Raw genomic sequence first — 14,368 nt, forward strand, 5'->3', positions numbered from 1 at the left:
GAGAGGAACTGGATGATGAACAAAGGAAAAGGTCTGATTCGGAGCCTCAATCGCAAGGGAACACGGAGCGAGAAGAAGCCTGCTGGCGGGGACCCCGCAAGACGACCGCAGGAGCCGACGATTTGCGAGCGCTGCGGGGCGATCTTCGCTCGGCAAACGTGGCGGCGGGATCATAAGGCCAATCACGCACTCCTGTCGCGTGCCGTCTGGGCCGTGTGCCCGGCCTGTAAACAAGTGCGTACGGTGGAGTATTTCGGGCGGGTCCTGATTCGGGGCGCATATGCGGCGGCGAACGAAACCGAGATCCGCCGACGCATCGACAACGTTGTTGAACGTGCCGACTTCACCCAGCCGCAACGCAAGCTGGTATCCGTGGAGCGCAGCGGTGACGAGATCGAGGTCCTGACTACCTCGCAAAAGCTTGCACACCGTATCGTGCACGAGCTGAAGAAGACGTTTCGTGGTCGCGCCTCGTACCAGTGGTCCGATGAAGGCAGTTTGTTTGCGGTGTGGCAGCGTGACGACCTGGCCCGCGTATCGTCTTCGCGGCGCTGACGGCCGGCCCGCGCTGCGTCACTTTGGGGACGGTGGTTGCGGTGGTGGAGGAGTCGAGGGCGGTGTGCTCGGTGTCGCGTTCTGCGCTGGTGGACTCGCCACAAAGTGCCGCAGGCCTTCTGCCAGCCGCCGCAAGCGTTGCGCCGCCGAATAGTGGATCGTGCCTTCCTCGCTGATGCTGCCGGCCTTGACGCCGGTCAAGACTTCCAGCCCTTCATCGATGGTGCGGATCGGGTAGATGTGAAACTGATCGTTGCGAATGGCGTCGATGACCTGGGGGCGCAGGACGAGGTTTGGCAGATTCTGTACCGGCATGACGATGCCTTGGCGGCCCGTGAGACCCACTTCGCGGCAGGTCGCGAAAAAACCCTCGATTTTCTCGTTGATGCCGCCGATCGGTTGAATCTCGCCCCACTGGTTGACGCTGCCGGTCACGCCAAGATCCTGGCGCAAGGGTACGCCAGTCAGACTAGAAATCAGGGCAAAGAGCTCCGTCGATGACGCGCTATCGCCCTCGATTCCCGAGTAGGACTGCTCGAAGCACAAGCTGGCGGACAGGCTGAGGGGGAAATCCTGCGCGTAGGCGCGGCGCAGGTAACCGGAGATGATCAGCACCCCTTTGTCGTGCGTGCGGCCGCTCAGTTGTGCCTCGCGTTCCACGTTGATGATGCCTTGGTGGCCCATGGAAACGGCTGCCGTGACGCGCGACGGGCGCCCGAATTCATAGCCGCCGATGTTGGCGACGGCGAGGCCGTTCAGCTGACCCACCTTGCTGCCGTCCACATCGACCAGCAGGGTGCCGTCACGGATGAGTTCGCGCAGCTTTTCCTCATAGCGATTGAGCCGGAAGATGCGCTGCTCCAGCGCCTGGTGGACGTGGGTGGCGTCGACCTGTTGCTGTTCCTCTTTGCCACACCAGAAGGCAGCCTCCCGCATGACGTCGGCCACGGGATGCCATTGGCTCGGCAGCTTGCGCCGGTCATTGATCAGGCGGGCGCCATACTCCATCAGGCCTGCAACGGCTGCGGCGGTGAACGGCGGGAGATGCTCCTCGCGGACGATGCGCGCGACCTGGGCACAGAAGCTGCGCCGGGACTCCTGGCCGCCGACCTCGTAGCCGAAGTCAGCGCGGATCTTGAAAATCTCGCTGAACTCCTCGTCGTAGAAATACAGGAGCTGAAACAGCTCGGTGGGTCCAGTCAAAATCACCCGAGTGGAGATGCGGATCGGCTCCGGTTTGAGCGTGGTGGCGGCAAACAGGGCGAATGGGTCGTACGCTTCGATCTCCAGTTCGCCGCTCTTCAGGCACCGTTTGAGAGAGCGCCACACCAGTGGCTCGGACAGCGCATCGAGTGCGTTGATGATGATGCAGCCCCCGTGTGCGCGCAACAACGATCCCGCTTTGATGCGGGTGAAATTGGTCACCAGTTTCCCGGAGGGATCGACCATGCGTTCGACCGCGCCGAAGAGGTTCTTGTACGCCGGCGACGGTTCGATAATCACCGGTGCCGCCGAGATCGCACTGTTGTCCACGAGCACGTTGACCTCGTAATCAATCAGCGCGCCCTCCTGCGCGGGCGCGGGAAACATGCCGGGGAACGGGAACGGCGCTTGCGGCTGCGGCTGCTCGCGGAAGCTGTCGAGATTATCCAGCATGTGCTCGCGGAGATCGGCGAGATACTGCTGTACTTCGCTGCCGTAGCGCTGGCCGATCTCTTCGACCAGTGGGTTGATCACGTTGGCGGCGACCCGCCGCTCCGCTGCTTTCACCTCGCGCGCCAACCGGCGCCCGAGGGCTTGCTGCCGGCGGAGCATGGTCTTGACCTCGCGTGACACCTCGCGCTCCCGCTGGTGCAGATCGTCTTGTTCCGCCTCGCTCAGCTTCTGCAGCTCTTCCGGCTCCATCGGCCGGCCCTCCTTGAGGGGGATGAAAATGATGCCGCCCTGCGGGTGCGGTTGCAGCGCGAATCCTTTCTCGGCCGCGCGTTGTTGGAGTGCCTTGGCGATCTCCTCGCCCTCGTGCCCGTAGCGTTCAGCGAGCTGTTCCTTTTCTTCTTCGAAGGTCTCCTTGCGAAATGTTTCAGGAAGCGCTCGCTTCAGGTCCTCCACCAGTTCCTGCAAGTCGCGACGCAGCTCTTTCCCCTGGCCGGCGGGAAGATAGAAGGCGCGTGGCCGGTCGCGGTTCTGGAAATTCTGCACCAGGACGCGGTCTCCGGGGCGCGGGACGTTGCGCGTCAGCTCGGTCAGTAATCCCGCCAACGTCTGCTCGCGTTGGGTGCCGCCGAGGCCGCACACGTAGATATTGTAGCCAGCATGGTTCACGCCGAGACCCAGTTCGAGGGCGGCCAACGCCCGTTCCTGCCCAACCCAATCCGGCGCGGCGCCGATGTCAGCGGTCGTGGCGAAGCCCAGTTCCGCAGGCGGCACTGCAAACGCGGCCTCATCAGCCGAGAGCTGGCGCTGCGCGGCAGCGGGTTTCAGGTCCTGTCCCTCGCGATCGGTGGGGGTCACGGCTTTCGTCGGCGAATGTGGATGGAGAGGGTGGCGTTTTCGATCTTTGCGTCGATGTGGTCAGGGTCCGTGCCCACCGGCAGGGCAATCGTCCGGTGCAGCGAGATTTCCTGCTGCGTGTGGCTCCAACCGCCCTTGCCGTGCTGGCGTTCCCGTGACTGCCGATGATGCCCGGTCACGGTGAGCCAGTTCCCCTGGACCTGTATCCGGAGGTCCGCAGCGGATAGGCCCTCGGCGGGCAGTTTGACGATCCATCCGTCCTCAACCTCGCGGAACTCTGCCGGTACCAGTTGACGCGAGGCGGTTCCCCAGGGCCGACGGATCAGCTCATCGAATAAGCGGTTGATCTCATCGAGGACGGAAGGCAGTGGCATTGCTTAACGGTTATCACCGAGTGCAAGCGGTGGCAACGGTGTGGCTGGCAGATGGCGTATGGCAGATGGCTTATGGTTCGGACAATATGCGATCTGCACGCCCATGGGTGTTCATCCGCCGCTGCCGTGATAAGAAGTTACGTGTGGCATATCGCTCATGGTGTTCGCGCCATAAGCCAAGCCATAAGCCATCCCATGCGTATCCTCATTCTCAACGGCGGTACCGGAAGTGTGAAGGCTGCCCTCGCGGAAGCTGTGGGCGACCGCGTGACGGTGCGGGCTCGGTTCATGGTCGAAGCCAGCAGTGGCCGCGAGGTCGCTCACTTGTTCACGGAGCTGATCAAGCAGGTGGGAGCAGACAGCGCCACGGTTGATGCGATCGGCCACCGTGTCGTCCATGGGGGACGGCAATTTACTTCTCCGGTGTTGATCGACGCGGAGGTCGAGGCCGGGATCGAAGCCCTCGTTCCCTTGGCGCCGCTGCACAATCCCGTCGCCCTCGCCGGCATCCGCGTGGCGCGCTCGGAGCTGGCGGGCAGGCCCATGGTGGCCGTGTTTGATACCGCCTTTCACGCCCACCGCTCGCGTGCTTCCTTGCACTACGCGCTGCCGCCCGACCTGACCGAATCGCTCGGCCTTTTTCGCTACGGCTTTCACGGCATCGCCCACGCCTCGCTCGCCGAGGGTGTGGCCGAGGGCGAGCGTATCCCGCTGAGTGAGGTGACCGCGGTGACGCTGCAACTCGGCCACGGGTGCTCAGCTTGTGCGATCAAACAGGGGGCATCGATCGAAACCTCGATGGGCTTCACTCCACTCGAGGGCCTGATGATGTCCACCCGTTCGGGTGATGTCGACGCCGCCCTCGTACTCTACCTGCTGCGCCAAGGACGTGCCGTTGACGAAGTCGAAGACCTGCTTACACGGCGTTCCGGTTTGCTGGGCGTCGGTGGAATGGAGGATATGCGTCTGCTGTTGCGTGCGGAAGCGGATGGGGACGCGCGCGCGGCCTTCGCCATCGAGCTGTTCGTCCGGCGGATCGTCGCGACCGTCGGGGCGTACTTCACCCTGCTCGGCGGCTTGGCGCCGTTGGTGTTTGGCGGGGGCATTGGCGAGAACTCCGCTGAAATCCGGCGCCGAGTGATCGAAGGACTGACGGCGTGGGGACTCGACCTCGATCCCGAGCGAAATGCGCGCGGCGAACCGGGGCGGATTTCCACTGAAGCCAGCCGGCCAGTCTACGTCGTCCGAACGGACGAGGAGACGCAGATTGCGCGCGGCGTCGCCAGGCTGATTCAGAAACTGTGAAGCAACCGTTGCGGATACAGCGCCCGCAACGCAAGCTGTAGTGTGCAACGAAGGAGGCGCCGCGGCACATGGGCGAAAATCGCCGGTCACAGCGACTCGGGTACTCGTGCACGAACCCGTGGCTGCCGTGCAATGGCAGCCACGGCTTGTGAGCCGCTTCTGCAAGTCAGTGGTCGGACAGTTCGTGAAGCTGTGCCGCCGTGTCGTTCCCGGCATTCTCTGGACGTAAACGCGCGGGTTCGCAACGTGTAGAATGAGGACACGGGCTGGGCCTCGCGGGGCATTGATATTGCACAATGCCAGGCCGCACGACAGGATTAGCCGATGATCGAACTCGTACATCTGACGAAACGCTACGGTGCGACGCTTGCGGTGGATGACCTCAGCGTGCACGTCGAGGCGGGGGAAATTTTTGGTTTTCTCGGCCCCAACGGGGCGGGGAAGACGACGACCATTCGCATGATGATGGGATTGCTCCGGCCCACTTCTGGAGAAGTCTTTCTGGGCGGCCACGACTTGGCGCGAGAGGATATCGCCGCCAAGCGCTTGTGCGGATTCGTGCCGGATCGCCCACACATGTACGAGAAGTTGACGGGCGCGGAGTTTCTCGACTTCGTCGCCGGTCTGTATAGCGTGTCGCCCGTCGTTGCAGCCCGACGCCGCGATGATTTGCTGGAGATGTTCGACCTGACGCAATGGGCCACGGAGTTGGTCGAAAGCTACTCTCACGGCATGAAGCAACGGCTGGTGATGGCGGCCGCGTTGATCCACGCCCCACGCTTGCTCATCGTCGACGAGCCGATGGTAGGTATGGACCCGCGCGGGGCCAAACTGTTGAAACGCACCTTCCGCCAGCTGGCCCGCGACGGCGTCACCATCTTCATGTCCACCCATAGCTTGGAGGTGGCGGAAGAGACGTGCGATCGCATCGGCATCATCCACCAGGGCCAGCTCATTGCCGTCGGGACGCTCGATGAGCTGCGGCGGCAAGCGGGGGCACATTCCAATTCGAAGCTGGAATCGGTTTTTCTGAAGCTGACGGGCGGTGAAGAAGTCGCCGAGATCCTCACCGCTTTGCGGGCGTGAGCCGTGCCGTCTCTGACCTCGTTCCCCAACAGTGAAGCAGCGGCCACGCTTGCGGCCGGCCGCGTCCCATGGCCCGGCGCCCAGCTGTGGTTGCTGCTGTCGCCTCGCTGGCGTGCCGCACGGAATCAGGCCCGCCGGCTCGACCGGCGAGAGAAGACGCTACTGGCATGTTTCGGCGCGCTCGGGGTGGGGTTCTGGGTCGCGATCTTCGTGTTCTTCTACCGCGTCCTGCGCTACTTCCTTAGTGTGCCGGATTTCGGTCCGGTGCTCACCTACAAACTCCTGAGCATGGTCCTGCTGACCTTCTTCTCCATCCTCTTGTTCTCCAACATCATCACAGCGCTTTCGACATTTTTCTTGTCGAGCGAGTTGGCACGTTTGGTGGCGGCGCCGCTCAGCCGCAGCACGCTCTTCTATGCGCGGTTTGGTGAGACGATCATCGAGTCGTCGTGGATGGTCCTGGCGTTCGCCGTGCCGGCGTTTCTGGCCTATGGCATTGCCCATCGCGCCGGGCCGCTCTTCTACCTGGCGACGGTTGTGACCTTGCCCCCCTTTCTCGTCATCGCAGCGGCCATCGGCATCGCCGTGACCGGCATCCTGGTGAACGTGTTTCCGGCGCGGCGGACACGCGACATTCTGGTGCTGCTGTCGGTGGTGATGGTGGCGGTGCTGTATATGCTCTTCCGCATGTTACAGCCGGAGCGTCTAGTCAATCCCGAGGCCTTCGCCAGTTTCGTCCAATTCCTCGTTGCGATGCAGACGCCGTCATCACCGTTCTTGCCCAGCACGTGGGCGGCGGAGATCTTGCACCCTCTCCTCAAGGGCGAAAGCGGTTCGGCGCTGTTCTATCTGTTGCTCCTGCTGAGCACGGCGGCGGCGTTCACGACGGTGTGCGAGATGCTCATGGGCCGCCTCTTTCTGCCGGGCTTGAGCAAGGCACAGGAAGGCCGCAAAGCCAGATTTACCCAGCGGGCCGCCTGGGAAGTGGCGGTGCGCCTGCTCACTGTTCCGTTCGCACCGCAAACGCGGTTGCTGATGATCAAAGAGGTGAAGACCTTCTTTCGTGACACCAGCCAGTGGTCGCAGCTGATTCTCTTGCTCGCCCTGGCTGCCGTGTACATCTACAATTTCAGTGTCCTGCCGCTGCAGGGCAGTCCGTTGGTCACGTTCTATTTCAAGAACGTGATTGCCTTTCTCAACCTCGCGCTCGCGGGGTTCGTGACCACGTCGGTCGCGGTGCGTTTCGTGCTGCCGTCGATCAGCCTCGAAGGCCGCTCGTTCTGGATCGTGAAAACCGCGCCGCTGGTGTTGAGCCGGCTGTGGTGGAGTAAGTTCTGGGTCGGCCTCGTCCCTCTCCTCGTGCTGGGCGAGGTGTTGGTGCTGGCGACCAACTACTACCTGAGGGTGATTCCGTTCATGATGTGGCTGTCGGGGCTCACGCTCTTCGGCCTGACCTTCGGTGTCGTCAGTCTTGGGCTGGCCGTGGGCGCGGCGTTTCCGAAGTTCGATGCCGACAATCCATCCAAAGTTGCGGCCGGGATGGGTGGCCTGGTGTACATGATCCTGTGCATGTCCTTCATCGGGGCGGTCGTGGTGCTGGAGGCCTGGCCGGTGTATGCGCTCTTCTCCAGCCGGTTGTATGGCACGCCCCTCTCTGGCTTCGCGCAGGCGAGCGTCGTGGGCTCCTTCGCCGCGGCACTGGCTCTGGGAGTAGGGGTGTTTGTTGTGTCCACCCGCTATGGAATTCGCAGGCTGGGCGCCATCGAGCCCTAATCCCTTGCAACCAGAGGGCTACGCAGGACATTCTCCACGGCGGCGAATGGGTCGCCTCGGTTTGCGCGAACGGCTTGCAGTACGGTCGTAACCGTGCGCGCCAGGTCGTTTTGCTCCTGTCGCAGTAGATCGTCGAACTCCCGCAGCCGGTCGGCATACAGCAGGTAATGCAGAATCACGGCGTTGTTGAGCTGTTGCGTTCCGAACTCCGAGTACAGTGTCGTGCGGAAGGCGAGTTGGCGGAACTCTTCCTGTCCGCCGCTGAACAGCTGTTGGCGTTCGGGGGTGCTGAGCCCGGACGCGTACGCGTCACGCAGGTGTGCGGCAAAGCGGCCGAGGAACTCGGAGAAGAGCAGGGTATCATCCCAGACGCTGGTGGCTTGCTGCAAGGCCGGTGTGTCGCCACGCTCGGCGAAGAACGCCATCGCGCCCCGGGTGCCGACGAAGTTGGCGAAGGACTCGTCGAAGTCGGCGTGGCCACCGATGTAACTGGTATTGTGCAGCAGTTCGTGGATGATCACGTTGGCGAGCGTGACGCGGTCGTAGCGCAGGAGGTTGGAGAGGAGCGGGTCGGCAAACCAGCCCAAGGTGCTGAACGCGACCGAGGGACGTACGTAGGTATCGTAGCCGTCACCTTCGAGCTCGGCGGCTTCGGCCTCGGCCGAGTCCTTCGAGAAGTAGCCTATGTACGGCACGCGGCCGATGATCGGAAACCACCAGGTATACGGTTCCAGTCGTGTGCGGTAGGCGGCTGACACCACGTGCACCACCTGGTTGGCGTCCACCCGTGCGAACGTCGCGTAGCTGCTGTCGGCTTTGAGATGTAGGGTGTCGCGGGCAAAGGCACGCACGGCCAGCACCAGTTCGAGTTTGGAGTGCGTCTCCGCATCGAGGTCGCTACGCTGCAGCAGCTCCTCGATGGGCTGTCGGCGCCAAAGGATCTTGGCCTCTTCGTACCCCGCCCGCAGCACATAGATTGGGGAGCAGGCGGAAAGACAGAAAGCGAGAATCAACCAACCCAGCCTCACTTTGCAGCCTCAGCGATTTTGGCGTCCAGATCGGTTCTCCGGGCCACGTCTTCGTGTCCGAGCGTCTGCAAGGCGTGCAGGCGCGCGTACAGGCCGCCAAGCGCCAGCAGCTGGCTGTGCGAGCCCATCTCGCGGATCTGGCCGTGGTGCATCACGATGATGCGGTCGGAGCGCTCGATGGTCGACAGACGATGGGCGATGACCACCGCGGTGCGGTTATGCAACAGCTTTTCCAGAGCGTCCTGGATGAGCAATTCGGTTTGGGTGTCGACGCTGGACGTGGCCTCGTCGAGAACCAAGATGGCAGGGTCGTACGCCAGCGCCCGCGCAAAGGAGAGGAGCTGGCGCTGGCCGGCAGACAGGTTGCTGCCGCGCTCGCGTAGAACCTCGTCGTACTGGTGCGGTAGGCGCTCGATGAACCGGTCGGCGTTCACGAGGCGCGCAGCCTGCTGCACGAGATCGAGGCTGATCTCCGGCCGGCTCAAGCGGATGTTTTCCGCGACGCTGCCGGAAAACAGGAAAACGTCCTGGGCCACGGCACCGATGCTTCGCCGCAGGGCAGAGAGGTCCCAGTCACGCACATCGATGCCGTCCACGAGTACGCGGCCGCGCTGTACGTCGTAGGAACGATTCAGGAGTTTGATGATGGTGCTCTTCCCCGCGCCGGTGGCGCCCACGATGGCAATCTTCTCGCCCGGCCCGACGCTGAAGGAGACATCACGTAAGACGAATTCGTCCCGCTTGTATGCGAACCACACCCGGTCGAACTCGATGCGCCCGAGGGTGCGGGAAGCCGGGGGGGCGGCCAGAGCAACCGGCTTGGGAGGGCTGACGATTGCCGGGGTGGTGTCGAGCAACTGGAAGACGCGCTCGGCCGCAGCCATGGCCGATTGCATCACGGCGTACTTCGAAGAGAAGTCGCGCAGTGGCACGAAGAACTTCTGGACGTACTCGATAAACGCCACTAGCGTCCCCAACGCCAGCGTCGCCCCGAGGATCTGGTGACCGCCGTACCAGACGATGAGGGCGAACGAGATGCTGCTCACCGCCTCGACCAGGGAGAACAGCGTGGCTTCGTAGACGTTGGACCAGTGGTTGGCCTCGCGATGCAAATCGTTATGCCGGTCGAACTCGTCAAAGGTCTGCTCTTCGCGTACGAACAGCTGAATCACCGACATCCCCGAGATTGCCTCTTGCAGGTAGGCGTTGAGACGCGCGATGCGCTCGCGGATCAGCCGGTAACTATGGCGCGCCTTGAGGCGAAAGAAGTTGATGGCGACCAGCATCAGCGGAAGCAGCGAGAGCGCCACCAGGGCCAGCCGCAGATCGATCGTCAGCATAATGGTGGCGATGCCGATCAGGGTGACCGCATCCATCAAGATCGTGATGGCTCCGGCCGCGAACATCTCGTTGATCACGTCCATGTCGGTGGTCATGCGGGTCACGAGCCGACCCACCGGATTGCGGTCGAAGAATGCCGCCTCCAATCTCTGCACATGGGCGAAGATGTCGACGCGCAGGTCGGCAAGGCATTCTTGCGCCACCAGCATGGTGAAGTAATACTGCAGGTAGAGAAAGGTGAACTCGCCGACCACGGCCAGGCCGTACAACAACCCCATCGTTCCGATGCCGCTGGCGTCGTGCTGTGCGATGTACCGGTCGATGGTGATCTTCAAGATGTAGGGCTGCGCCAGGACGAACACCGAGGTGGCCGGCAGACACGCCATCGCCAGCCAGAAGTCCCGTTGGTACGGACGGATGTATCTCCACAGGCGACGAATCAGGCGCGCATCGTACGCCTTGCCGAGGGTCTGCTCGGGTGCGGCTGCGGCGTCTGCGGGGAGCATTGTCGTGGCGCTCATAGCTCGGCGAGCTCTTCTTCGAGCCGCTGTTGCCGGAAGAGGTCGGCGTACAGTCCGTCGCGTGCCAGCAGCGAGGCGTGATCACCTACCTCCACTACGCGGCCGTCATCCACCACGGCGATGAGGTCGGCTTCCTGGATGGTGGAGATGCGGTGGGCGATGATGATGCTGGTACGCTGACGCATCACCTCCCGCAGCGCGGCGAGAATGGCGCCCTCGGTGCGCGTATCGACGCTCGAAAGGGCATCGTCCAGGATGAGGATGCGCGGATCGGTGAGCACGGCGCGGGCCAACGTCAGCCGCTGTTTCTGGCCGCCGGATAGCGTGACGCCGCGTTCGCCGACGACGGTGTCGTAGCCCCGCGGGAAGGATGCGATGTCATCCGCCACGCCGGCGACGGCCGTAGCCCAGCGGACATCAGTGTCCGTTGCCCCCTCGCGCCCGAAGCTCACATTCTCTCGTACCGTCGTGGAGAACAGGAACGGATCTTGCGGAACGAAACCAATGCTGCGGCGTAGTTGGGCCAGTGGTAAGGAGCGGAGGTCGCGTCCGTCGACCAGAATCTGGCCGCCGCTGACGTCGAACATTCGGGGCAACAACATGGCGATGGTGCTCTTCCCGGCACCGGTGCGGCCGACCAGCGCCAGCTTCTGACCGGGCTCCACACGAAAGGATACGCGGTCCAGGACCTGGTGGCCGTTGCCGGCGGTGCGATAGGCGAAGTCCACGTCGCGGAACTCCACCGTTCCGCGCACGGCCGGGAGCGGTTCGATCCCCGGCCCGTCACAGATCTCAGGCTCGGCATCGAAGATGTACGCCAGCCGACTCATCGCGGCGCGCCCGCGCTGGAGGACGGAAAGCATCCAGCCCATGGCCATCGTCGGCCAGGCCAGCAGGTTGAGGTAGCCGATGAAGGCCACCAGATCGCCCAGGCTGAGCCGGCCGCTGATCACTCCGAGGCCGCCATACCACAGCACCACCAGCGTTCCGAGACTGGCAGCGGTCCTCATGACCGGCAGGATTTGACCGCGCACGCGCGCCAACTGCAGGCTCTCTTCCTTGAAGTGGCGGTTGAGCTCGGCGAAAGCGGCAGTCGCGCGATCCTCGCCGGCATAGGCGCGCACGACGTGCATGCCGCTCAGATTCTCTTGCACGCTGCTGCTCATCTCCGCCAGGCCCTGTTGCACCCGCAGCGTGTGCTCCATGAGGCGGCGGCTGAAGCCTTTGACCACGAGCAACAGCAGCGGATAGGAGAGCAGCGCCGCGACGGTCAGACGCACGTCCAGTGTCAGCATGATGGCGATGCCGTAGGCGTAGTAGACGGGCGTGTTGACAAAGTTGAGAATCCCAGGCCCGAGCAGCATGCGGACCGCGGTGACGTCGTTGATCAAGCGCGACATCAGATCCCCGGTGTGCTGCTCTTGGTAGTAGGCCAGCGGTAGCTTCTGCAGATGCGCAAAGAGGTCGTTCCGCAGGTCGTACTCGACGTCGCGCCCGACGTTGAAAATCAGTGTCCGTGAGAACGTGCGCACCACTGCCTGCACAATGGCGATAGCGATGATCCACAACGCGTAGGTGGTGATCTGCGACGGCGCTGCTCCGTGGCCGACGGCGTCAATGGCCCGCTTCAGCAGATACGGCACCGCCATGGCCAACGTCGCCGTGGCCAGCAAGCACGCGCCGCCGGCAGCATAGCGCCACCTGTAGCGCAGCAGATACCCCAATAAACGGCGCATGGAGTTCATAATCCCACAACGCGCCGCTTATGCAATCTTGGCTGGCCCAAACAAAAAGGGCGGAGGAGCGATCACGCCCCTCCGCCCTTCGAACCGCAGAATTGAAGGACTGTACTACCGACCGATGAGCTGGCCGCGCCAGACTTCGATGGAGCCAAACATGCCGCGCTCCGGGGCGTGCGACTTGTCTGCGGGCTCCGACTTGGCCGCGCTGTCGCTCTTCCCCTTCCCCTTTTCCTTTGCCGCCTCTGCCGCCCTTTTCGCCTGGCCAGAACGCCAAGAGGGTGACAGTACATCGCCGAAGGCGACGCCGATGTCGAGAACGCCGTCCTTGTCAATATCCGCCAGTCCAACACCCCAGGTTCGCTCGCGTCCGGTCATGGGGAGGCCGCTATTGTCGATGAGCTTCCAGTTGCCAGCACCATCACCCAAGAACGGGAAGACGCCATACACGCCGCCGATCTCTTCCAAGTTCGTCTTGCCCACCGCCACCAGGTCCATCTTGCCGTCGTTGTTGAGGTCACCGAAGGCAACCCCCAATGCGTTCATCGGCACGATCCCTTCGTTGGCCTTCCGCCATTTCGGTCCCGGTTCCTGGATGAAGACCTCCACTCCGGGAATCGCAGCGCCGGTGACAATGTCGAGCTTGCCGTCGCCATTCACATCTCCGACATCAATTCCCCAGTACAGGCCGTGGATGTCGGGGGCGGGAAGTCCTTCGGACGCTTCGCGCCAGTTGCCCTTGCCGTCGCCCAACCATACGCGCGGGCCCGCCGAATAGGCGGCGACAATGTCGAGGTTGCCATCGCCGTCCACATCGGCCACCTTGACTGAATTGCCCCATTCCGAGTGCGGAAGCCCGTTGGAGTTCTCTTTCCAGACCCCTTTGCAGTTGCCGTCAAAAACGCGGACGCCCTCTTCTGCGGCGGCTACGATCACGATATCGAGGCATCCGTCGTGGTTGAAGTCGCCTAGGGCGACATCTTCCGAACCAACTGTCGGAAGGCCAGCCGAGGCATTGGTCCAGTGTCCCGCCCCATCGCCGAGATAAGCGAAAACGCCCCGGCAATGGTCGGCGATGGCAACGTCCATCTTCCCGTCGTTATTGATGTCACCGAACTTCATGCCGCCGCCGCAAAAGTTTTCGCGCGGCAATCCAGCCGAAGCATCGGTCCAGTGTCCCTTGCCGTCGCCTTGCCAAATCCACGGACCATCCGCCAGGCGCGACACCGCCCCGATGTCTGGGAAGCCATCGCCATTAATGTCCCCAAAGGCAATTTGGCTCTTCCAGATCTTCCCAGTCGGCAAACCATCCCGCGCCGGAGCATAATTCATTGGTGCTGGTGGCACGGTCTGCTTCGGGGACGGAATCAGTCTCTGGCATCCCACGGCCAGAACCCCAACAACTAATAGAAGTGAGACGCGATTCCACAAGATCTTCATCAAACCTCCTCTTGCCCCTTGCGCGACCTGTCAGGAACAGACCATCCGGCCTGAAAAATGCGTGTCGGCTGCTTACCAGACGACCTCGGGTCCGTCAAGCAACTACCGCTGGAACAGGCCTCAAGTCGGTTTTTGGTCTTGCCAACTTCAAAGTTTGGTCAAAAGTCGGGCTTTTCGCTTGACAAGGCCCGGCCGTTGCAGTATCAAAACGGAGCTTTCTAGCCCGGCTCGTTAGTGCCGGAACGGTGAGGTCTAGGTGCGAGGTATGGTGGAGCGTAAGCTTCGAGGTTGTGTCAGTAGCGGTGAATTCTCCGGCAGGGAAAGGAGAAAGCGAATGTACATGGTGAAGCCGGTTCGGGTTTTGTGGGTGTTGGGCATAGCGGTGGTTGGACTGCTGCCCTTGGCAGGGATCGCTTCCGCGAGCGTCAATGACGTTTCCACGGAGCGTGGTGGTTCCATTATCGTTTTCCCAAAGGTGGTTTGGGATGGAACGCGTGACACCATCATTCAGATTGGGAACATGAGTAATTCAATGGTGCATGCTCACTGCTTCTATGTGAACGCTGCTCCTGTCAACCCCAGTCTTCCGCCGTCAAGTACCAATCCACCACAGTGGAATGAGACGGATTTCGATATCTGGCTGACGCGTCAGCAGCCGACACATTGGGTTGCCAGCCTCGGGCGTCGATGGGGGA

At 62.6% G+C, this 14,368-nt stretch carries 11 protein-coding genes; 5 read left to right on the top strand and 6 right to left on the bottom strand.

Going from position 1 to position 14,368, the window contains the following annotated elements; all coding sequences use genetic code 11:
• Nucleotides 1–555 (top strand): NMD3-related protein (locus tag VF515_12555; protein ID HEX7408466.1); only part of this gene is annotated, 555 nt, incomplete at its 5' end.
• Nucleotides 556–573: 18 nt separating this feature from the next.
• On the opposite strand, the gene VF515_12560 is transcribed toward VF515_12555, so the two are convergent.
• Nucleotides 574–3,066: an ATP-binding protein gene (locus VF515_12560; GenBank protein ID HEX7408467.1), complete on the bottom strand. Its 2,493-nt coding sequence runs from the start codon at nucleotides 3,064–3,066 to the stop codon at nucleotides 574–576.
• Nucleotides 3,063–3,440, bottom strand: a complete 378-nt coding sequence (locus VF515_12565) for an Hsp20 family protein (protein ID HEX7408468.1) — start codon at nucleotides 3,438–3,440, stop codon at nucleotides 3,063–3,065. Before VF515_12565 ends, VF515_12560 begins: the two co-directional genes overlap by 4 nt.
• 195 nt (nucleotides 3,441–3,635) lie before the next feature.
• Here VF515_12565 and VF515_12570 point away from each other — a divergent pair, with 195 nt between their 5' ends.
• From VF515_12570 to VF515_12580, 3 genes are all read left to right on the top strand, one after another.
• Nucleotides 3,636–4,745 (top strand): acetate/propionate family kinase, encoded by a 1,110-nt coding sequence (locus tag VF515_12570; protein ID HEX7408469.1) that lies wholly within the window; start codon nucleotides 3,636–3,638, stop codon nucleotides 4,743–4,745.
• A 324-nt stretch (nucleotides 4,746–5,069) separates the two neighbouring features.
• Nucleotides 5,070–5,831, top strand: coding sequence for an ABC transporter ATP-binding protein (locus VF515_12575; protein HEX7408470.1), 762 nt, complete (start codon nucleotides 5,070–5,072; stop codon nucleotides 5,829–5,831).
• Between the two features lie 3 nt (nucleotides 5,832–5,834).
• Nucleotides 5,835–7,604: a hypothetical protein gene (locus VF515_12580; GenBank protein ID HEX7408471.1), complete on the top strand. Its 1,770-nt coding sequence runs from the start codon at nucleotides 5,835–5,837 to the stop codon at nucleotides 7,602–7,604.
• On the opposite strand, the gene VF515_12585 is transcribed toward VF515_12580, so the two are convergent.
• The 4 genes from VF515_12585 to VF515_12600 all read right to left on the bottom strand — a co-directional run bounded on the left by VF515_12585 (nucleotide 7,601) and on the right by VF515_12600 (nucleotide 13,673).
• Nucleotides 7,601–8,617: an aminopeptidase gene (locus VF515_12585; protein HEX7408472.1), complete on the bottom strand. Its 1,017-nt coding sequence runs from the start codon at nucleotides 8,615–8,617 to the stop codon at nucleotides 7,601–7,603. The two genes, VF515_12580 and VF515_12585, sit on opposite strands and share 4 nt — an antisense overlap.
• 11 nt (nucleotides 8,618–8,628) lie before the next feature.
• Nucleotides 8,629–10,494: an ABC transporter ATP-binding protein gene (locus tag VF515_12590; protein HEX7408473.1), complete on the bottom strand. Its 1,866-nt coding sequence runs from the start codon at nucleotides 10,492–10,494 to the stop codon at nucleotides 8,629–8,631.
• Complete coding sequence (locus VF515_12595) at nucleotides 10,491–12,230, bottom strand: ABC transporter ATP-binding protein (protein HEX7408474.1); 1,740 nt, start codon at nucleotides 12,228–12,230, stop codon at nucleotides 10,491–10,493. The genes VF515_12590 and VF515_12595 overlap by 4 nt, the downstream gene beginning before the upstream one ends.
• A gap of 114 nt (nucleotides 12,231–12,344) precedes the next feature.
• Complete coding sequence (locus tag VF515_12600) at nucleotides 12,345–13,673, bottom strand: VCBS repeat-containing protein (GenBank protein HEX7408475.1); 1,329 nt, start codon at nucleotides 13,671–13,673, stop codon at nucleotides 12,345–12,347.
• A 334-nt stretch (nucleotides 13,674–14,007) separates the two neighbouring features.
• On the opposite strand from VF515_12600, the gene VF515_12605 reads away from it, so the two are divergent.
• A partial coding sequence (locus VF515_12605) for a hypothetical protein (protein HEX7408476.1) occupies nucleotides 14,008–14,368 on the top strand: 361 nt, incomplete at its 3' end.

It is taken from the genome of Candidatus Binatia bacterium, from assembly GCA_036382395.1.
GTDB lineage: Bacteria > Desulfobacterota > Binatia > HRBIN30 > HRBIN30 > JAGDMS01.

What these genes read in the sequence shown, in the direction of transcription:
- VF515_12570 (HEX7408469.1), top strand. Translation starts at nt 3,636, where the DNA reads ATGCGTATCCTCATTCTCAACGGCGGTACCGGAAGTGTGAAGGCTGCC.
- VF515_12565 (HEX7408468.1), bottom strand. Translation starts at nt 3,440, where the DNA reads ATGCCACTGCCTTCCGTCCTCGATGAGATCAACCGCTTATTCGATGAG.
- VF515_12595 (HEX7408474.1), bottom strand. Translation starts at nt 12,230, where the DNA reads ATGCGCCGTTTATTGGGGTATCTGCTGCGCTACAGGTGGCGCTATGCT.
- VF515_12600 (HEX7408475.1), bottom strand. Translation starts at nt 13,673, where the DNA reads ATGAAGATCTTGTGGAATCGCGTCTCACTTCTATTAGTTGTTGGGGTT.
- VF515_12575 (HEX7408470.1), top strand. Translation starts at nt 5,070, where the DNA reads ATGATCGAACTCGTACATCTGACGAAACGCTACGGTGCGACGCTTGCG.
- VF515_12590 (HEX7408473.1), bottom strand. Translation starts at nt 10,494, where the DNA reads ATGAGCGCCACGACAATGCTCCCCGCAGACGCCGCAGCCGCACCCGAG.